At 39.2% G+C, this 19,330-nt stretch carries 17 protein-coding genes; 9 read left to right on the forward strand and 8 right to left on the reverse strand.

The genetic code is table 11. The annotated features are described in order from the left end of the window. Positions 1-9: 9 nt before the first annotated feature. The 5 genes from ACTJJH_RS08625 (at position 10) to ACTJJH_RS08645 (ending at position 6,544) form a co-directional block, all read left to right on the forward strand. Complete coding sequence (locus tag ACTJJH_RS08625) at positions 10-1,242, forward strand: carbohydrate porin (protein WP_080947650.1); 1,233 nt, start codon at positions 10-12, stop codon at positions 1,240-1,242. Between the two features lie 174 nt (positions 1,243-1,416). Next, complete coding sequence (locus ACTJJH_RS08630; RefSeq protein WP_167563068.1) at positions 1,417-3,822, forward strand: glucose/quinate/shikimate family membrane-bound PQQ-dependent dehydrogenase; 2,406 nt, start codon at positions 1,417-1,419, stop codon at positions 3,820-3,822. A 165-nt stretch (positions 3,823-3,987) separates the two neighbouring features. Beyond that, a complete protein-coding gene (locus ACTJJH_RS08635) occupies positions 3,988-5,631 on the forward strand; it encodes a nitrite/sulfite reductase (protein WP_004789205.1) in 1,644 nt (547 codons plus the stop codon). Then, positions 5,624-6,109, forward strand: coding sequence for a DUF934 domain-containing protein (locus tag ACTJJH_RS08640; protein ID WP_068564985.1), 486 nt, complete (start codon positions 5,624-5,626; stop codon positions 6,107-6,109). The genes ACTJJH_RS08635 and ACTJJH_RS08640 overlap by 8 nt, the downstream gene beginning before the upstream one ends. An 81-nt stretch (positions 6,110-6,190) precedes the next feature. Further along, positions 6,191-6,544 carry a DMT family transporter gene (locus tag ACTJJH_RS08645; RefSeq protein ID WP_005072757.1) on the forward strand — a complete coding sequence of 118 codons (354 nt, stop codon included), beginning with the start codon at positions 6,191-6,193 and terminating at the stop codon, positions 6,542-6,544. Positions 6,545-6,595: 51 nt separating this feature from the next. Here the strand turns inward: ACTJJH_RS08645 and ACTJJH_RS08650 are convergent, their stop codons facing one another. The 3 genes from ACTJJH_RS08650 to ACTJJH_RS08660 all read right to left on the reverse strand — a co-directional run bounded on the left by ACTJJH_RS08650 (position 6,596) and on the right by ACTJJH_RS08660 (position 8,968). Continuing rightward, a complete protein-coding gene (locus ACTJJH_RS08650) occupies positions 6,596-7,039 on the reverse strand; it encodes a VOC family protein (protein ID WP_320124216.1) in 444 nt (147 codons plus the stop codon). A 129-nt stretch (positions 7,040-7,168) separates the two neighbouring features. After that, positions 7,169-8,344 carry a thiolase family protein gene (locus ACTJJH_RS08655; RefSeq protein ID WP_320124215.1) on the reverse strand — a complete coding sequence of 392 codons (1,176 nt, stop codon included), beginning with the start codon at positions 8,342-8,344 and terminating at the stop codon, positions 7,169-7,171. A 108-nt stretch (positions 8,345-8,452) separates the two neighbouring features. Further along, positions 8,453-8,968: a GspH/FimT family pseudopilin gene (locus tag ACTJJH_RS08660; RefSeq protein ID WP_320124214.1), complete on the reverse strand. Its 516-nt coding sequence runs from the start codon at positions 8,966-8,968 to the stop codon at positions 8,453-8,455. A gap of 379 nt (positions 8,969-9,347) precedes the next feature. On the opposite strand from ACTJJH_RS08660, the gene omp38 reads away from it, so the two are divergent. Then, positions 9,348-10,406, forward strand: a complete 1,059-nt coding sequence (omp38, locus tag ACTJJH_RS08665; protein WP_004789217.1) for an outer membrane protein Omp38 — start codon at positions 9,348-9,350, stop codon at positions 10,404-10,406. Positions 10,407-10,526: 120 nt separating this feature from the next. Here omp38 and ACTJJH_RS08670 read toward each other — a convergent pair whose 3' ends face one another. The 5 genes from ACTJJH_RS08670 to ACTJJH_RS08690 all read right to left on the reverse strand — a co-directional run bounded on the left by ACTJJH_RS08670 (position 10,527) and on the right by ACTJJH_RS08690 (position 16,079). After that, positions 10,527-10,685, reverse strand: a complete 159-nt coding sequence (locus tag ACTJJH_RS08670) for a hypothetical protein (RefSeq protein WP_017402640.1) — start codon at positions 10,683-10,685, stop codon at positions 10,527-10,529. A gap of 3 nt (positions 10,686-10,688) precedes the next feature. Further along, positions 10,689-11,894: an RtcB family protein gene (locus ACTJJH_RS08675; protein ID WP_440601009.1), complete on the reverse strand. Its 1,206-nt coding sequence runs from the start codon at positions 11,892-11,894 to the stop codon at positions 10,689-10,691. A gap of 267 nt (positions 11,895-12,161) precedes the next feature. After that, positions 12,162-13,622 carry an amino acid permease gene (locus ACTJJH_RS08680; RefSeq protein WP_014207587.1) on the reverse strand — a complete coding sequence of 487 codons (1,461 nt, stop codon included), beginning with the start codon at positions 13,620-13,622 and terminating at the stop codon, positions 12,162-12,164. A 21-nt stretch (positions 13,623-13,643) separates the two neighbouring features. Continuing rightward, positions 13,644-14,657, reverse strand: a complete 1,014-nt coding sequence (locus tag ACTJJH_RS08685) for a methyltransferase (protein WP_078224066.1) — start codon at positions 14,655-14,657, stop codon at positions 13,644-13,646. A 63-nt stretch (positions 14,658-14,720) separates the two neighbouring features. Then, positions 14,721-16,079, reverse strand: coding sequence for a uracil-xanthine permease family protein (locus ACTJJH_RS08690; protein ID WP_002116159.1), 1,359 nt, complete (start codon positions 16,077-16,079; stop codon positions 14,721-14,723). 178 nt (positions 16,080-16,257) lie between these two features. On the opposite strand from ACTJJH_RS08690, the gene typA reads away from it, so the two are divergent. The 3 genes from typA to ACTJJH_RS08705 all read left to right on the forward strand — a co-directional run bounded on the left by typA (position 16,258) and on the right by ACTJJH_RS08705 (position 19,257). Next, positions 16,258-18,093 (forward strand): translational GTPase TypA, encoded by a 1,836-nt coding sequence (typA, locus tag ACTJJH_RS08695; protein WP_002116501.1) that lies wholly within the window; start codon positions 16,258-16,260, stop codon positions 18,091-18,093. A gap of 256 nt (positions 18,094-18,349) precedes the next feature. Further along, positions 18,350-18,781, forward strand: a complete 432-nt coding sequence (gene mscL, locus ACTJJH_RS08700; RefSeq protein WP_017385595.1) for a large conductance mechanosensitive channel protein MscL — start codon at positions 18,350-18,352, stop codon at positions 18,779-18,781. Positions 18,782-18,915: 134 nt separating this feature from the next. After that, complete coding sequence (locus tag ACTJJH_RS08705; protein WP_032036936.1) at positions 18,916-19,257, forward strand: gamma-glutamylcyclotransferase family protein; 342 nt, start codon at positions 18,916-18,918, stop codon at positions 19,255-19,257. Positions 19,258-19,330: the final 73 nt, after the last annotated feature.

The following is a 19,330-nucleotide window of genomic DNA, read 5'->3' on the forward strand; positions in this document are numbered from 1 at the left end:
AAATCCTTGATGGCTTCCTGTTTATCCGTTTTATCAATTACTCTTTTTATACAGCATGCACAAGCTGCTGCTGCATTCGACCCAAATAGTCCTTGGATGTTGGGTGATTGGAACGGTCAACGCACAGCGTTACAAGCACAAGGTTATGATTTTTCTTTTGGATATACCGGCGAATATGCCGGTATTTTAGATTCAAAAAATACGTCTACGCATGGTAGTGCTTATACGGGGCAACTTGCACTAGGAACTCATTTTGACCTAAATAAAATTTTAGGTTGGCAAGATACTGAAGCTCAAATCACATTAACATATCGTGATGGGCAGTCGCTTTCTGAACATTCACCAGCTTTAGCAGGGCACTTAAGCTCAGTACAAGAAGTGTGGGGGCGTGAACAAACTTGGCGTTTAACAGATTTGTGGATCAAGAAGAAATTCCTTGACCAGAAGTTAGATGTGAAAGTTGGTCGTTTTGGTGAAGGTGAAGACTTTAACAGTTTTGATTGCGATTTCCAGAACTTGGCGCTTTGTGGTTCACAAGTCGGTAACTGGGTGGGCGATCAGTGGTATAACTGGCCAGTAAGCCAATGGGCAATGCGTGTTAAATATAACTTGCAACCTGACTTATATACACAAGTTGGTGTATATGAATACAACCCAGAAAATCTGGACCGAGGCAAAGGTTTTAACTTAAGTACTGATGGTTCTCACGGTGCAATTATTCCTGCCGAAGTGGTTTGGTCACCTAAATTAGGTGTTCAAAGTATGGCTGGTGAATACCGTTTAGGTTATTACTACAGTACTGCTGACGCTGAAGAAATTACGAATAAGGCTCAAACATCTCATAAACAAGGGGTGTGGGTAACTGCAAAACAAAAATTATTCCAGCCTGCTGATCAAACAGATCGCGGTTTGACAGGTTTTGTGAACCTGACTTTCCACGACTCTGATACCAACAAAATTGATAACATGCAAAATGTAGGCTTGGTCTATAAAGGTTTGCTCAATCAACGTCCTCAAGATGAGTTGGCACTCGGTGTGGCTCGTATCCATATCAATGATGATTGGAACGATGTTCAAACTAAAGAATATGACACTGAATACAATACCGAGCTTTACTACGGTATTCATGCCACTAACTGGTTAACTATTCGTCCAAATGTGCAATATGTTCGTCATGTTGGTGCATTAAAAAATGGTGATAACACTTGGGTTGGCGGTATTAAATTCTCAACTGCATTCTAAGCGTAATTACTCCGAAAAACGGATTGTCGAGGGCTAAATCATTGATTGAATTATCCTGACCTTCCGTTTTTTCTTGATGCCTGAATTTGTTTTAGATGTATTGGTGATGCCATTTTTCTATAAGGTTCTTGGCACATCTTTCCTATAAAAATGATGATTGATAAGAGGTGGTTTATGAATCAACCTACTTCAAGATCAGGTTTAACGACTTTTACCGTAATTATTATTGGGTTACTGGCGTTATTCCTGTTAATTGGAGGTATTTGGCTCGCTACACTAGGCGGTTCAATTTACTACATTATAGCTGGAGTATTACTCCTCATTGTTGCATGGCAACTCTATAAGCGTGCTTCTACTGCTTTGTGGGTTTATGCTGCATTAATGCTAGGAACTATTATCTGGAGTGTCTGGGAAGTTGGAACAGACTTTTGGGCGCTTGCACCACGTTTAGATATTTTAGGTATTCTTGGTTTATGGTTATTGGTTCCGGCTGTAACTCGTGGAATCAACAACCTTGGATCAAGTAAAGTTGCCTTATCTTCAACTTTAGCAATTGCAATCGTGTTGATGGTTTATTCTATTTTCAATGATCCGCAAGAAATTAATGGTGAAATCAAAACACCTCAACCAGAAACAGCTCAAGCCGTGCCTGGTGTTGCTGAAAGCGATTGGCCAGCTTATGGTCGTACTCAAGCAGGCGTGCGTTATTCTCCATTGAAACAGATCAATGATCAAAACGTAAAAGACTTGAAAGTTGCCTGGACTTTACGTACTGGCGATCTTAAGACAGATAACGACTCTGGCGAAACGACCAATCAGGTTACACCGATTAAAATCGGTAACAACATGTTTATCTGTACAGCTCACCAGCAGTTAATTGCGATTGATCCTGCTACAGGTAAAGAAAAATGGCGTTTTGATCCGAAACTTAAAACGGATAAATCGTTCCAGCATTTAACTTGTCGTGGTGTGATGTACTACGATGCAAACAATACAACTGAGTTTGCAACGAGTCTTCAAAGCAAGAAATCTAGCTCTACACAATGTCCACGTAAGGTATTTGTACCAGTCAACGATGGCCGTTTAGTGGCTGTAAATGCTGACACTGGTAAAGCATGTACTGACTTTGGTCAAAATGGTCAAGTGAACTTACAAGAGTTTATGCCATATGCTTATCCAGGCGGTTACAACCCAACATCTCCTGGTATCGTGACTGGTTCAACTGTTGTGATTGCTGGTTCTGTAACAGATAACTACTCCAATAAAGAGCCATCTGGTGTGATTCGTGGATACGACGTTAACACTGGTAAACTTCTTTGGGTATTTGATACTGGCGCAGCAGATCCAAATGCAATGCCAGGCGAAGGTACTACTTTTGTTCACAACTCACCAAATGCGTGGGCACCTTTAGCATACGATGCCAAACTTGATATCGTTTATGTACCAACAGGTGTAGGTACACCAGATATCTGGGGTGGTGACCGTACCGAGCTGAAAGAGCGTTATGCAAACTCAATGTTAGCGATTAATGCTTCTACTGGTAAATTAGTGTGGAACTTCCAGACAACCCATCACGATTTATGGGATATGGACGTACCATCACAACCATCTTTAGCTGATATCAAAAACAAAGCCGGCCAAACTGTTCCTGCAATCTATGTATTGACGAAAACAGGTAATGCCTTTGTGCTTGATCGCCGTAATGGTAAACCAATTGTTCCTGTAACTGAGAAACCAGTTCCACAAACAGTTAAACGTGGACCACAAACTAAAGGTGAGTTCTATTCAAAAACTCAGCCATTCTCTGACTTGAACTTGGCACCACAAGATAAATTGACTGATAAAGACATGTGGGGTGCCACTATGCTTGATCAGCTCATGTGTCGTGTATCTTTCAAACGTCTAAATTACGATGGTATTTATACTCCACCATCTGAAAACGGTACTTTAGTTTTCCCTGGTAACTTGGGTGTATTTGAATGGGGCGGTATGTCAGTTAACCCAGATCGTCAGGTTGCTGTAATGAACCCGATTGGTCTGCCATTCGTCAGTCGTTTAATTCCTGCTGATCCAAACCGTGCACAAACTGCAAAAGGTGCAGGAACTGAGCAGGGCGTACAACCAATGTACGGCGTACCGTATGGTGTTGAAATTAGCGCATTCTTATCTCCGCTTGGTTTACCTTGTAAACAACCGGCTTGGGGCTATGTAGCTGGCGTTGATTTGAAAACTCATGAAGTGGTATGGAAAAAACGTATTGGTACAATTCGTGACAGCTTGCCGAACTTGTTCCAGTTACCAGCTGTGAAAATTGGTGTGCCTGGTTTAGGTGGTTCAATTTCTACTGCCGGTAATGTCATGTTTGTTGGTGCAACTCAAGATAACTACTTACGTGCGTTTAACGTTACTAACGGTAAGAAACTTTGGGAAGCGCGTTTACCAGCAGGTGGACAAGCAACACCAATGACTTATGAAATCAATGGTAAGCAATATGTTGTGATCATGGCTGGTGGTCATGGTTCATTTGGTACGAAAATGGGCGATTATTTAGTGGCTTATGCCTTACCAGATAACAAATAAAAAGCTTTTATAGAAAGGGCCTGGATTTATCCGGGCTTTTTTATGTCGATTTATATTAAAGCTTATCAATAAAACCGTTATTAAATATGCAAAAAAAGCATTTTATTGATGAATAAAAGCTCGCTATGCTATCCGCCTTAATAATGAATCTACTAGCCATACGCCATGTATTTATATACCGATTTCGACCAGCAGCTGGTTAATGAACGAGTTGCTCAGTTCCGTGATCAAACAGAACGCTATTTAGCTGGCAAACTTTCTGAAGACGAATATCGTCCATTACGTTTGCAAAATGGTTTATATGTGCAACGTTATGCGCCTATGCTGCGTATTGCTGTGCCGTATGGCTTAATGAATTCTAAACAATTACGTAAAGTTGCTGAAGTTTCAACTGCTTATGACCGTGGTTATGCACATGTATCTACACGTCAAAACATTCAGTTAAACTGGCCTGCACTTGAAGATGTGCCAGACATTTTGGCTGAACTTGCAACTGTACAAATGCATGCCATTCAAACCAGTGGTAACTGTATTCGTAACACCACAACTGACCAATATGCAGGTGTGGTTGCTGGTGAAATTGCAGATCCACGTCCAACATGTGAATTGATTCGTCAGTGGAGTACATTCCACCCAGAATTTGCATTCTTGCCACGTAAGTTCAAAATTGCTGTTTCTGCACTTGAAGAAAAAGATCGTGCGGCAACTGCATTCCACGATATTGGTGTTTATATCGTGCGTAATGAAGCTGGTGAAATCGGCTACAAAATTATGGCTGGAGGTGGTTTAGGCCGTACCCCAATCATCGGTAGCGTTATCCGTGAGTTTTTACCACGTGAAGATTTAATTGCTTACTTAGAAGCGGTTTTACGTGTTTATAACTTGCATGGTCGTCGTGATAACAAATATAAAGCGCGTATCAAAATTCTAGTTAAGGCATTAACTCCTGAAGTGTTTGCACAAAAAGTTGAAGCTGAATTTGAACATACACGTGAAGCATTAAAGATTCAGCCAGAAATCTTGAAAAAACTGGATGAAGAATTCACCCCGTTTGATTATCAAGATTTGGCAGATGAAGACTTCACAGCTTTATTTGCTGAGCATCCAAAATTCAAACAGTGGTTCAACATCAACACGCATGCGCATAAAGTGAAGGGCTATCGTATTGTTACGATTTCTCTAAAACGCGCAGGTATTGCGCCAGGTGATATGACCACCGAAGAAATGAATTTTATTGCAGATCTTGCTGATAAATACACTTTCGGTGAGCTTCGTACGACTCACGAACAAAACATTGCTTTGGCAGATGTACCTCAAAAAGATTTGTTTGATGTATGGCAAGCGCTTGAACAACAAAATATGGCACGCGCACATATCGGCTTTATTACCGATATCATTAGTTGCCCAGGCGGTGATTTCTGTTCACTTGCAAATGCGAAATCAATTCCAATTGCTGAAGCGATTACACGTCGTTTTGATGACTTAGACAAAGTTTATGATCTTGGTCATTTGGATCTAAATATTTCTGGTTGTATGAATGCTTGTGGTCACCACCACGTAGGTAACATCGGTATTTTAGGCGTAGATAAGAAAGGCGCTGAGTTCTATCAAATTACATTAGGTGGTAATTCAGACCATGATGCATCAATCGGTGACATCTTAGGGCCGTCTTTTGCAGCAGATGCGGTGCCAGATGTTATTGAAGAAGTATTGAATACTTATCTTGATTTGCGTACGGAAGGTGAGCGTTTTGTTGATACATATCGCCGTGTAGGAATTCAACCATTTAAGGAGCGTGCATATGCTTAATACAGCTCTACCAGTGCTTTATAAAGATGGCACGATTGCAGATAATACTTATCAAATCATTGCTGAAGATGGTGTTATTCCCCAAGGTGATGTTGTTGTAACAACAGCTCAACTCGATCAATTAGCTAACGTTCAAGGCAAAAAAGCTTTGTATGTGACTGTAAATGATTCACCTGAAGAGCACACATTTCCATTAAATGAACTTGATGCAATCTTCATTGAATTTGCAGGTTTTGGTGATGGTCGTGGTTATTCATTCGCTGCACTATTGCGTCGTCAAGGTTTCCAAGGTGAATTGCGTGCAACTGGTGATGTGTTTAAGGATGTCTTAAACTACTTAAAACGTTCAGGTTTTGATAGTTTTGTGATTAAAGAGGGTAAAGATGTGCAAGAAGCGGCAGCTGGTTTGCAAGACTTTACCAACTCATACCAAGCTTCAACAGCCGTACCGCAAGCAAGTTATCAAACTGGTGCTTAAATAGTTTTTAAATATAAAGGCTGAACTCAGGTTCAGCTTTTTTTATGAATAATTTTTAAATGACTCAACTGAAGAACAACAATGTTAGGTTTAATTTCAAAAATAAATCCTGGTGCTTTGTGGCTACTTTTTGCTATTGCGACAGATGTACTCTCAACATTTTATTCTGCTAAGGGGAATGGCTTAGTCAATAAAACAGCTCAGGGTATTGCTCTGGTTTTGTATATTATTTCTTTTGCATGCGCTGCTATTGCTTTGAAATATATGCAAGCTGGAATCTTATATGTGCTTTGGTCTGGGATAGGTGTATTAGCAACAGCTTTTTTGGCAAAGATTTTTCTTGGTCAGAATATTGATGTGGCAGGATGGGTGGGAATTGGTTTTATTACTGTAGGTTTAATGATTATTGCACAATATTCCAATATCGATGTTTAAGGCCCTTATAGAAATAGTGGGTATCTCTATAAGGGCTAAATATTGAAAATATTAGGTATCAAGCTGGCAGTTAACCATCCACTTTATACCGAACTGATCGGTAAAAGCACCGTACAATGCGCCCCAGAACGTTTTTTCTAAAGGCATTTCAATTTGACCATTAACAGATAAAGCATCAAAAAGTTGTTTTGCTTTTTCTTGCTCATCTTTTTCAAGGTTGATCGAGATGTAGTGATTATTTCCTTGGGTAAAAACGCTGTTAGGGGCACAAAACTGATCATTTGTATCTGAGGCCATAAGCACAGTGTACTCATTAATCGGTAAAGAAACATGTAGAACCAGATTTTTGTCGGCTTCCGATAACGTCACATCTTCAGGCGCTGGCATATCACCATAACGGCTTAACATACCGAATTCACCACCAAATACTGATTTATAAAAGTTAAAGGCTTGTTCTGCTTGACCTTGGAAATTGAGATAGTGATTGAGTTGCATTGTTATTGTCCATTGTTGTTTTCGTTTAAAGGAATAAGTTAAAACTTAAAAGTGATTTTGTGGGTCATTTTTTGTAGTTTTTTCATAAAAAATCCCACCGAAGTGGGATTTTAAAATAATGAATTTGGATTAAATGAGTTCAATTGCAACCGCTGTTGCTTCACCACCACCAATACAGAGTGCAGCAATACCTTTTTTACCGCCAGTACGTTTCAGTGCATGAATAAGTGTAAGAATAATACGAGAGCCCGTAGAACCTACAGGGTGACCTAGTGCACAAGCACCACCATTGATATTTACTTTCTCTGCATCAAGTTTGAAATCATCAATTGGACACATAGTAACCATAGCAAAAGCTTCGTTAATTTCCCAAAGATCGACGTCTTGAGCATTCCATCCCGCTTTTTTAAGAACTTTTTCAATAGCACCAACTGGAGCGATCGTAAATTCTGAAGGATGCTGAGAGTTTGACGCTGTCGCGATAATTTTTGCGAGCGGTTGTAAACCGCGATGTGCTGCAACTTCACTTGAAGTTAATACTAATGCAGACGCACCATCCGAAATAGAACTTGCATTTGCGGCGGTAATCGTACCGCCTTTTGCAAAAGCTGGTTTGAGTGAAGGAATCTTGTCAATCTTGGCATTTAAAGGTTGTTCATCCTGATCAACAACGACATCACCTTTACGACTAGGTACGCTAACTGGAACGATTTCGTCTTTGAAATAACCTTCAGTAATTGCTGTTTGAGCACGTTTCAAAGAGCGAATCGCAAAGTCATCCATTTGCTCACGTGTATAGCCACGAGTATTGGCCATATCTTGAGCAAATGAACCCATTAAACGCCCAGTTTCAGCATCTTCAAGCCCGTCAAAGAACATATGATCTTTAATTTCGCCATGGCCCATGCGATAGCCAGCTCGTGCTTTTGGTAAAACATAAGGTGCATTTGTCATAGACTCCATGCCGCCGGCAACAACAACTTCAGCACTACCTGCTTTAATCATATCAGCGGCTTGCATAACAGCTTTCATGCCAGAACCACAAAGCTTATTAATCGTTACAGCACCTGTAGAGTCTGGTAAGCCAGCTTTACGCATCGCTTGACGTGCTGGACCTTGCTTTAAGCCTGCAGGCAGTACACAACCCATAATGACTTCTTCGACATCAGTAGGTTGTAAACCTGCACGTGCGATTGCTTCTTTAATCGTTACCGCACCCAATTCAGGCGCTGTAAGTCCTGATAGTGATCCTTGAAAACCACCCATGGCAGTACGAGCACCATTCACAATTACGATGTCAGTCATTGTTGTAATCTCCGATTGTTCTTAATCTCAAAATAAGAAATGTTTAAAACCTAGGCAGTATATTGCAAAAAGCAAAGAGAGATATCTTCTGCATTAGACTGTAGAGTTCTAACAATTTTTAAGATCTTCTAAACGGGTGTGCCCCATTTTGCTGAGAATTAATTTAAAGTTTTTAAGTTGGTTATAAGAACAGTAAGTAAAAGCGCCGTTAGATTCGCGTGGGAGTCCTGTGTCGCCCTGAAATACAATACTATTTAGTTTTTTTCCAAACTTTTGAAATTTTAAAGAACCGTAGCGATGAGCAAATTCAACATTGGTTAATACTTCTTCATTATTTTCTCTTTGTAGATTCTGATTCGTGTCTACAAAGCTTATAAGACTTGTATCCCAGTTACTATTACATGTAGACAAATCAACACTTGGGCAAAGTACGACACTCTTATGTCGTAGAATTGCGTCGTATTTGGCTTTTTGTATATGAATTGTGAGTAGTCGAGACGAATTTTTTAATTCTACAGAAGCCATAAATTGATGATATAAAGGAAGCGCTATAGTGGCCATAATCATAAGAATTGCGAGCGTTATAGTGAGTTCCAACAACGTGAAACCAGGAGATTTAAACATTAAAATTCCTTAATATATAAAGAAATATTTTGATTTTATGGTTTCTATCAATGACTTATAATGATTTTTATAGTGAGGAAACACAAAATTAAATAAAGGTTATCAGGATGCTAGAATACTGGTAAAATCACCGTAAGCGAAAGAAAGAAGTTGTTCATATTTGCTAGTTGAGTGAAAAATTACCGAATTACAACGGAAATTGTAAGTAATTTTGTCAATAATTTACTTGATTAAAATTATCAAGCACTTGGAAAGTCTATCAAGTGTTTGTATGATTCAAATGTGAATAGCTTAAAAATAATACTGGGGTGAAAATATCTCAGGGGCCAATAAATTTAGGCTGAGCTTGAACAACAATTGTTATCTCTGGAGGATATCCATGAAATTGAGTCGTATTGCACTTGCTACTATGCTTGTTGCTGCTCCATTAGCTGCTGCTAATGCTGGCGTAACAGTTACTCCATTATTGCTTGGTTACACTTTCCAAGACAGCCAACACAACAATGGCGGTAAAGATGGTAACTTAACTAACGGACCTGAGTTACAAGACGATTTATTCGTTGGTGCAGCTCTTGGTATCGAGTTAACACCATGGTTAGGTTTCGAAGCTGAATATAACCAAGTTAAAGGCGACGTAGACGGCGCTGCTGCTGGTGCTGAATATAAACAAAAACAAATCAACGGTAACTTCTATGTTACTTCTGATTTAATCACTAAAAACTACGACAGCAAAATCAAGCCATACGTATTGTTAGGTGCTGGTCACTACAAGTATGACTTTGATGGCGTAAACCGTGGTACACGTGGTAACTCAGAAGAAGGTACTTTAGGTAATGCGGGTGTTGGTGCTTTCTGGCGCTTAAACGATGCTTTATCTCTTCGTACAGAAGCTCGTGCTACTTATAACGCTGATGAAGAGTTCTGGAACTATACAGCTCTTGCTGGTTTAAACGTAGTTCTTGGTGGTCACTTGAAGCCTGCTGCTCCTGTAGTAGAAGTTGCTCCAGTTGAACCAACTCCAGTTGCTCCACAACCACAAGAGTTAACTGAAGACCTTAACATGGAACTTCGTGTGTTCTTTGATACTAACAAATCAAACATCAAAGACCAATACAAGCCAGAAATCGCTAAAGTTGCTGAGAAGTTAACTGAATACCCTAACGCTACTGCACGTATCGAAGGTCACACAGATAACACTGGTCCACGTAAGTTGAACGAACGTTTATCTTTAGCTCGTGCTAACTCTGTTAAATCAGCTCTTGTAAACGAATACAATGTTGATGCATCTCGTTTGTCTACTCAAGGTTTCGCTTGGGATCAACCGATTGCTGACAACAAAACTAAAGAAGGTCGTGCTATGAACCGTCGTGTATTCGCGACAATCACTGGTAGCCGTACTGTAGTTGTTCAACCTGGCCAAGAAGCAGCAGCTCAATAATCTGATTTCTTGAACAGTAAAAAAGCGACTCGTTAGAGTCGCTTTTTTATGGCGATTTTTAAAATATTTAGTCATTTCTGTGTCTCCTTAATAATTACTTTCGATCTTGGTTTAAATTAGTTACCAATTACCTTTTCTCAATTGCTGTTTAGTGTCTTGTCTATCTCTACGATGTTGAGCACGAGGTTTTTCCGTTTCGTGCATACCACCTTTGTGAAGTAAAGGGGATAGAGCTACTTGATTACGGACTTTGATCTTTGGCATTTCTTTAATTTTCATGCTTTAACCTTTAATACATAAAACTTGTTTTAGAGTATGAACGACTTCAATGAGATCTGACTGATTCGCCATGACTTCATCAATGTCTTTATAGGCGCTTGGAATTTCATCGACAACGCCATTGTCTTTACGGCATTCAATACCTTGGGTTTGTTCAATAAGATCTTGCTGATTAAAAAGAACTTTTGCTTTACTTCTACTCATCTTGCGACCCGCGCCATGAGAACAAGAACAAAATGATTCAGGATTTGCTTTGCCTTTAACAATATAAGATCGTGCTCCCATTGAACCTGGAATAATACCTAGCTCATCTAAGCCTGCTCTAATTGCACCTTTTCGGGTAATCAATAGATTTTCGCCAAAATGTGTTTCACGGCTTACATAATTATGATGACAATTAATCGCTTCTTTTGTCATTTGAAAAGAAGGTAGGAGAGGGCGGATCGCTTCTAAAATTAATCGCATCATCTCTTTGCGATTTTCAAAAGCATATTCTTGTGCCCACTCTACAGCTTCTACATAATCATCAAAACTTTTTGAGCCTTCAGCAAAATAACTTAAGTCTTTATCTGGAACATGGCCAAAGCGATGTTGAGCTTCTTTTTTGGCTAACTCAATAAAATAAGTGCCAATAACATTGCCAAGCCCTCTGCTACCTGAATGTAGCATCACCCATACGTCTTGATTTTCATCAATACATAATTCTATAAAGTGGTTACCACCACCTAAAGTCCCAAGTTGCTTTTGCCATGTTGCATCAAATTGTCGAAGCATACGCACAAGGCCAGGATGCTTTTTGATAATTGGCTCTAAGCGTTTTTCAAGTGGAATAATGCTGGAAACCTTTGCCTTAACCTGTTTATGTAAAGCAAAGCCAACCGGGACTTTACGTTCGATCGCATCACGCAAACGGCTTAAGTTATCAGGTAATTGTGAAGCCTTTAAACTCAAGTGAATTGCATTCATACCACAACCAATATCTACCCCTACAGCAGCAGGGATAATGGCGTGTTTAGTTGGAATAACACTACCTACAGTTGCGCCTTTTCCTAGGTGAACATCGGGCATAACAGCAATATGAGAATAGATGAATTGCAGTTGTGCCATTTTCTTGAGTTGTTCGATACTTTCACTATCTATGTCTTGAGTGAAAATTTTAATAGGGACACCATAGAGTGCCTCCTTGTTTAATATTTTTTGTATGCCCATAATTTTTTCTCTTATTTTTGTCCGAGCAGGCATAAAAAAACCTAGCGAATGCTAGGTTTTAAATTTAAGCATTCGGACAAGTGGTGTGAATTTGTACACTTGTCCGTGAGCTGACATCGTGCCAAATTATTTAATCTGTTTTACCTTGTACTAATGGCATGATGTCCTCCTTATTTAAAAGTGCCGTTGAAAATCTGAACGGCATTTTACGCTTTTTTAATCAAAGATCAAGTTTTTGATCTTTAATTAACTTTTAATTACCGATTCTTAGTCTTGCTCAGGTTTGACGTTCATTTGATCGTAAGAGATCAATTTGGTTTTATTTTTCCACTTATAGCCTAACCAAATGATCAAGAACAAAGGCAAGCTAATATAAGTTGAAAGTAAGCCTAACCAATCAATTTTTCCACCTAAAATGGCTTGATAGTTCTGCCCTAAAATGATGATTGAACAGAGAATAAAAGCAAACCAAGGGGCAAATGGGAAAAATTTGGCACGATATGCTAAATCTTCTAATTTATAGCCTTGAGCAATATATCCTTTACGGAAACGATAATGTGAAATCGCAATTCCTAACCAAACAATAAAACCGCACATACCCGACATATTGAGTAGCCAGTTAAATACTTGTTTTTCACCAATAAATGTCGTTAAAAAACAGAATGCAGCAATAAATGTCGTTGCGTATAGCGCGTTCATTGGAACGCCACGACCATCGAGTTTTGCAAACCACTTTGGTGCACGGCCTTCTTGAGCCATTTTAAACAACATACGAGTTGAGGAATACATGCCTGAATTACCTGCTGATAAAATAGCAGTAAGAATGACAGCATTCATTAAACTCGCAGCGAAAGCAAAACCTACTCTTTCATAAAGCAATGTAAATGGAGATAGTGCGATATCTTCAGTGGCTGCTGCTTGCAGTAAATTCGGGTCATCATAGGCAATCAAAGTGCCGATAATGAAAATACATAGGATATAAAATAATAAGATTCGCCAGAAAATCTGTTTGATTGCAAGTGGAATTGTCTTCTTTGGATCTTTTGATTCGCCAGCAGCAACTCCAACCATTTCAGTTCCTTGGAAAGAGAATCCAGCAATCATTGCTACTCCAATCATGGCTTGTAAACCGCCTACAAAAGGTGCCTCTTTGTAGGTCCAGTTTCCGAAAGTTGCAACACCTGGAGTTAGCATAATCTTGATGATCATGGCTAAGCCAATAATAATAAATGCAACAATTGCAATTACTTTAACCATCGAAAACCAGAATTCGCTTTCCCCAAATCCCTTTACTGTCATGGCATTGATCAGAAAGATAACAATAAGGAACAGGGCACTCCAATAGAACCCTGGAATATCAGGGAACCAGAACTTCATAATAAACTGAACCGCAACAAGTTCGAATGCAACCGTAATTGCCCAGTTATACCAATAGTTCCAGCCTAGAGCGAAACCAAAGCCTTCTTCGACATAACGACTGCCGTAAGTAAAAAAGGCGCCGGATGTTGGTGTATGAGTTGCAAGCTCACCTAAGCTGGTCATTAAGAAGTAAATCATAATGCCAATGAGTGAGTAGGCGAGTAGCGCTCCACCAGGGCCAGCGTTTGCAATGGTTGATCCAGAAGCAAGGAAGAGGCCTGTACCAATGGAACCACCAATGGCGATCATATTCAGATGACGAGCCCCAAGCTTACGCTGGAGTTTTTCAGGAGCATGTGTTTCGCTCATGGAGATTCCTTACATAGTTTGTTATGCACAGGCATATAACACCTTAAAGCCTTGATGATCAGTTTTAATCTGGCACTGACCAAAGTGCTTCTCAATTAAGATCGGATAGTTTAAAAAACGGTTTGCTACAATCCATAGCTCACCTGATGCCTTTAAATGTTTTTTAGCGTTCTGGCAGAGTCCTTCACTTGCATCATAGTTGGTATGAATACCTTGATGGAAAGGGGGATTACTGACAATGGCATCAAGTTCTGTTGGAGCGTCTGCAATTCCTGTAACAGGCTGCAATCTCAACTGGTCTGAACCTATTCCATTTCGACTAAAAGTCATTTCCGTTGACCGTAAAGCGAAAGCATCAATATCTAGGGCATGAATAATATTACTTGAATTTATTTTTGCCAAATAGCAACTGATAATTCCAGCACCACACCCGAAGTCGGCAATTCTACCTGATTTCACCTGATTAAGATAAGGGAGTAAAACAGCAGTTCCGACATCTAGATGATTTTGGCTAAACACACCGGGAAGGGCACAAATCGTAAGTTCTTGTTCATTAACATGAACAGTGTAAGTTTTAAGCCAACTTTCGAGAGGTTTAAGCTGTTCTGTTTTTTCAATCTTTAAGTGCCATAGCTGACAGTGACGTGCACTATCAAGTTTAAGTACTTTGCCGAAGCTTTGTAATTGTTTGGCAGCGCGTTCAACACCACCTTTTTTTTCACCTACTAAAAAAACAGACTGAGCAGTTTTAAGATTGCTCATTACGACATGCAATATGTAATTTAACAGTTCTTTAGATTTGGGAACAAAAATGACAGCTTGATCGAATTCTTGTAATGGAAACTCAACTGAGAAATGCGCATTTGTTCCACTATTTATAAAGCTCTGGTAGTCAGCATGGTTCCATGTCCAGACTGAAGCATCAATATCAGCTGGTAATTGACTGACTAGGGCATCACTCGGTGCATTAATTAACAAGACTCTACCTTTTAAATAGTCTTGTTGTCTTAATATCACTTCACTTCTAGGATCCATGTACATCTCTCATGAAGAAGAATGCCCAGTGGAAACTGGGCAGTAATCAAAATTAAAAAATAGTTATTTGTGTGTTTCAGGAAGTACAACATTTAAAATTAATGCTGCAATACCGCCTGTCGCTACGCCAGAGCTAAAAATATTTTTAAATAATTCTGGTAGGTGTTCCAAAATTTGAGGAACTTGAGCAACCCCCAAACCTAATGCAAGTGAAATTGCGATAATTAAAAGTGCTCGGCGATCTAAATGAATAGATGAGAGAATGTTAATACCTGATGCAGCTACGGCACCGAACATGACCATCACAGCGCCACCTAATACCGCCTGTGGTACGGCTTGTATTACACCAGCTACTGCTGGAAATAAACCTAATAAAATAAGTAAAGCAGCAATCCAGATACCCACATAACGACTTGCAACCCCAGTGAGTTGGATGACACCATTATTTTGAGCAAAAACAGAGCTAGGGAAGGTGTTAAATAAACCTGCGAGTAAAGAGTTCGCACCATTCACTAAAACACCACCTTTAATACGTTTCATCCATTCTGGACCATTAACGGGTTGGTTTGAAAGTTTACTGGTTGCAGTCACGTCACCAATCGCTTCTAAAGATGTGACTAAATAAATAAAAGCCATTGGAATGAATAAGCCCCAAGAAAAGCTTAAACCAAAATGCATCGGCGTTGGAATCTGTACAAGAGGCGCATCTTTAATACCTGAGAAATCTAGGTAACCCATAAATCCTGCAAGAATGTAACCAATCACTAAAGCAATTAAAATTGCTGAGCTTTTAATCCAAACCACCCGAATGCGGTTTAGCACAATAATAATAGCAAGTACGGTACATGACATAATAAGGTTGTCTGCACTTGCAAAAGTATGGTCTTGCATGGCTTGGTAGCCACCACCCATACTAATCAAGCCTTCCTTAATAAGCGTTAAGCCAATTAATAGAACAACAATACCAGTCACCAAGGGAGTAATTAATCTTTTTACCCATGGAAGAATTTGCGAAACACCCATTTCAATAAAGGAACCAGCAATGACTACACCAAAAATTGCAGCCATAACTTGGTTTACAGGAGTTCCTGCGGCAACCATTGCACTACCAATACCAATAATTGGTCCAATAAAGTTAAAGCTTGTGCCTTGTACAATCAGAAGACCTGCACCAAACGGGCCGACTTTTTTACATTGAAGAAATGTAGCAATACCCGAAATCACCAAAGACATAGATAAAATCATGTTAGTTTCGGTGCGTGATACGCCTAAAGCTAAACAAATTAAAAGCCCTGGTGTAACAATTGGTACAATAATCGCAAGCAAATGCTGGAAAGCTGCTAAAAAAGCGATCAAAGGTTTTGGTCGATCATCTAAGCCATAAACAAGGTCAAGATGGTCTTGAGAGTGTTGATTGGACATGGGTGTAGGTACGCCGCAATTTCGCAAATTGGCGCTATTCTAATCGAGATACCTATCTTTACAAAACGAAATACAGGCTATTGGAAAATTTTTTTGTCAATGTCAATAAACTGTCACTACTCAAGAGTAGTGTTTTTCTGTATAATTTGCCCTCAAATTTCAGGCGTTTCGAATTTTCATGTCAGATATCAAAAATCTCCGTAATATCGCAATTATTGCGCACGTCGACCACGGGAAAACCACACTTGTCGATAAACTACTTCAGCAATCTGGTGCTCTCGGTGAACGAGCAGGCGAGATTGAGCGTGTCATGGACTCAAATGCGCTTGAAAGTGAACGTGGTATTACCATTCTTGCAAAGAACACTTCTATTACTTGGTTAGATAAACGTACTGATACAACTTACCGTATCAACATCGTGGATACCCCGGGACACGCCGACTTCGGTGGTGAAGTAGAACGTGTTATGTCGATGGTTGACTGCGTATTACTTTTAGTTGACTCTCAAGAAGGCCCAATGCCACAAACTCGCTTTGTGACACAAAAAGCCTTTGCTCGTGGTTTAAAGCCAATTGTTATTATCAACAAAGTTGACAAACCAAGTGCGCGTCCAGATTGGGTTATTGATCAAGTATTTGATTTATTCGATAACCTTGGTGCAACTGATGAGCAATTAGATTTCCCAATCGTTTATGCATCAGGTTTACGTGGTGTAGCAGGTCCTGCTCCAGAAGAACTTGCAGAAGACATGACACCGTTGTTCGAAACGATTGTAGACATCGTTGAACCACCAGCAGTTGATGTTGATGGTCCATTCCAAATGCAGATTTCTTCACTTGACTATAACAGCTTCGTAGGTGTTATCGGTGTTGGTCGTATTCAGCGTGGTTCAGTAAAATTAAATACTCCTGTTACTGTAATTGACAAAGAAGGCAATACACGTAACGGCCGTATCTTAAAAATCATGGGTTACCATGGTTTAGAGCGTATCGATGTTGAATCAGCATCTGCTGGTGATATCGTATGTATTACTGGTATCGACGCACTTAACATTTCTGACACCATTTGTGATCCGAAAAATGTTGAAGCATTACCAGCTTTATCTGTAGATGAACCTACAGTATCTATGACTTTCCAAGTAAACAACTCTCCGTTTGCTGGTAAAGAAGGTAAGTTCGTAACTTCACGTAATATCCGTGAACGTCTTGATCGCGAATTAATTCATAACGTAGCTTTACGTGTTGAAGACACTGACAGTCCAGACCGTTTCAAAGTATCTGGCCGTGGTGAACTTCATCTTTCAGTTTTAATTGAAAACATGCGTCGTGAAGGCTTCGAAATGGGCGTATCTCGTCCACAAGTAATCATCAAAGAAATTGATGGTGAAAGACAAGAGCCTTACGAAAACGTAACTTTTGACGTTGAAGAACAGCATCAAGGTGCTGTAATGGAACAAATGGGTCACCGTAAAGGCGAGATGACCAATATGGAAGTTGACGGTAAAGGCCGTATCCGTATTGAAGCAACTGTACCTTCACGTGGTTTGATTGGTTTCCGTTCTGAATTCTTGACTATGACTTCTGGTACAGGGATCATGACTTCAAGCTTCTCGCATTATGGTCCTGTTAAACAAGGTACTGTTGCGAAACGTCAAAACGGTGTATTGATCTCTATGGTTCAAGGTACTTGCTTGGGCTATGCATTGTTCAGTTTACAAGACCGTGGTCGTTTGTTCGCTAAACCACAGTTAGAAGTTTACGAAGGTATGATCGTGGGTATTAACTCTCGTTCAGACGATATGGTTGTAAACCCTACTAAAGCGAAACAATTAACTAACGTTCGTGCGTCTGGTACAGATGATGCTTTAACTTTAGTACCTGCAATTGAATATACGCTTGAACAAGCGCTTGAATTCATTGAAGATGACGAGTTAGTAGAAGTAACACCTAAATCAATCCGTATCCGTAAGCGTTACTTGACTGAAAATGAACGTAAACGTAACCGTGATAAATAATTTTTCTTAAATGAAAAAGAAAAAACCGCTAAATTAATTTAGCGGTTTTTTTAATCGTTATATTTGAAATTAAAGTGGGCTTAAAATCATATTTTTGTTGTAAGAGAATATGTTGTTAAAGTGTGAAATAACTTTCTTTTTTTGATAAAAATATTAAATTATCAATATCATGGCGAGTACTATCTAATTCGATAAGATGCCAATGAAAAAGAAAAATATGACGTGTTTCGGCCCCCCGACATCTGGAGATGTTTAGATGAGTATTATTCAAGAATTTAAAGAATTTGCCATTAAAGGCAATATGATGGATTTAGCCATCGGTGTGATTATTGGTGGTGCTTTTGGCAAAATCGTAGACTCTTTAGTAAAAGATATTATCATGCCACTTATCAGTGTGATTACTGGTGGTGGTGTTGATTTTTCACAAAAATTCATTGTATTAGGTGCAAACCCTAACAATTTACAATCTTTAGATGCTTTGCAAAAAGCAGGTGTTAATGTCTTAACTTATGGTAATTTCCTCACCATTTTAATTAACTTCATTATTTTGGCTTGGGTTGTGTTCTTAATGGTGAAATTATTAAATAGACTTCGCCGTGATAAAAATGAACCAGAAGCTCCAGCTGCAACTCCTGAAGATATTCAATTATTACGTGAAATTCGTGATGAGTTGAAAAAGCAAGCCTAATAAGATTTGAAATAAAAACGGTACCTTGAGTGCCGTTTTTTATTACTTCATATTTTATATTGGAATCAAGATATTGATAAAATTGCAAGATCGCAGATCAGACCAACTATGAATATTGAAAAAGGGATAGATGAATGAATCAGCTTTTTGTGTATGGAACATTATGTCCAAATAAAGCAAATGCACATATTCTCGAACAGATTGGGGGAACGTGGACCAAAGCTTCAGTAAGAGGAATCATACATATTTTAGATTGGGGACCAGATCAAGGCTTAAAAGCAATTGTGTTAGATCCTCAGGCGGAGTGGGTAGAAGGCTATCTATTTAGCACAGAAAAACTTGCTGAAAACTGGCAGATGCTTGATGATTTTGAAGGCTTTCAATATGAACGAGTTATAGTAGATGTAATGCTTGAATCAGGGGAAACTGTTAAAGCTTGGACATATCAAATGAATGCTCATGCTAAAAATATTTAAATACAAAAGCTGGCTTCACGAACTCAATTTTTCTCTTTTAGATCTAATTTAAAAAATAATATATAGAGGCTCT

Source organism: Acinetobacter sp. 22301, from assembly GCF_052045285.1.
Classification (GTDB): Bacteria; Pseudomonadota; Gammaproteobacteria; order Pseudomonadales; family Moraxellaceae; genus Acinetobacter; species Acinetobacter pittii.

Coding starts and splice junctions, on each gene's coding strand:
- typA (WP_002116501.1), top strand. CDS start 16,258: ATGTCAGATATCAAAAATCTCCGTAATATCGCAATTATTGCGCACGTC.
- mscL (WP_017385595.1), top strand. CDS start 18,350: ATGAGTATTATTCAAGAATTTAAAGAATTTGCCATTAAAGGCAATATG.
- ACTJJH_RS08640 (WP_068564985.1), top strand. CDS start 5,624: ATGCTTAATACAGCTCTACCAGTGCTTTATAAAGATGGCACGATTGCA.
- ACTJJH_RS08660 (WP_320124214.1), bottom strand. CDS start 8,968: ATGTTTAAATCTCCTGGTTTCACGTTGTTGGAACTCACTATAACGCTC.
- ACTJJH_RS08650 (WP_320124216.1), bottom strand. CDS start 7,039: ATGCAACTCAATCACTATCTCAATTTCCAAGGTCAAGCAGAACAAGCC.
- ACTJJH_RS08670 (WP_017402640.1), bottom strand. CDS start 10,685: ATGAAAATTAAAGAAATGCCAAAGATCAAAGTCCGTAATCAAGTAGCT.
- ACTJJH_RS08690 (WP_002116159.1), bottom strand. CDS start 16,079: ATGTCCAATCAACACTCTCAAGACCATCTTGACCTTGTTTATGGCTTA.
- omp38 (WP_004789217.1), top strand. CDS start 9,348: ATGAAATTGAGTCGTATTGCACTTGCTACTATGCTTGTTGCTGCTCCA.
- ACTJJH_RS08675 (WP_440601009.1), bottom strand. CDS start 11,894: ATGGGCATACAAAAAATATTAAACAAGGAGGCACTCTATGGTGTCCCT.
- ACTJJH_RS08630 (WP_167563068.1), top strand. CDS start 1,417: ATGAATCAACCTACTTCAAGATCAGGTTTAACGACTTTTACCGTAATT.
- ACTJJH_RS08635 (WP_004789205.1), top strand. CDS start 3,988: ATGTATTTATATACCGATTTCGACCAGCAGCTGGTTAATGAACGAGTT.
- ACTJJH_RS08705 (WP_032036936.1), top strand. CDS start 18,916: ATGAATCAGCTTTTTGTGTATGGAACATTATGTCCAAATAAAGCAAAT.
- ACTJJH_RS08645 (WP_005072757.1), top strand. CDS start 6,191: ATGTTAGGTTTAATTTCAAAAATAAATCCTGGTGCTTTGTGGCTACTT.
- ACTJJH_RS08685 (WP_078224066.1), bottom strand. CDS start 14,657: ATGGATCCTAGAAGTGAAGTGATATTAAGACAACAAGACTATTTAAAA.
- ACTJJH_RS08680 (WP_014207587.1), bottom strand. CDS start 13,622: ATGAGCGAAACACATGCTCCTGAAAAACTCCAGCGTAAGCTTGGGGCT.
- ACTJJH_RS08625 (WP_080947650.1), top strand. CDS start 10: ATGGCTTCCTGTTTATCCGTTTTATCAATTACTCTTTTTATACAGCAT.
- ACTJJH_RS08655 (WP_320124215.1), bottom strand. CDS start 8,344: ATGACTGACATCGTAATTGTGAATGGTGCTCGTACTGCCATGGGTGGT.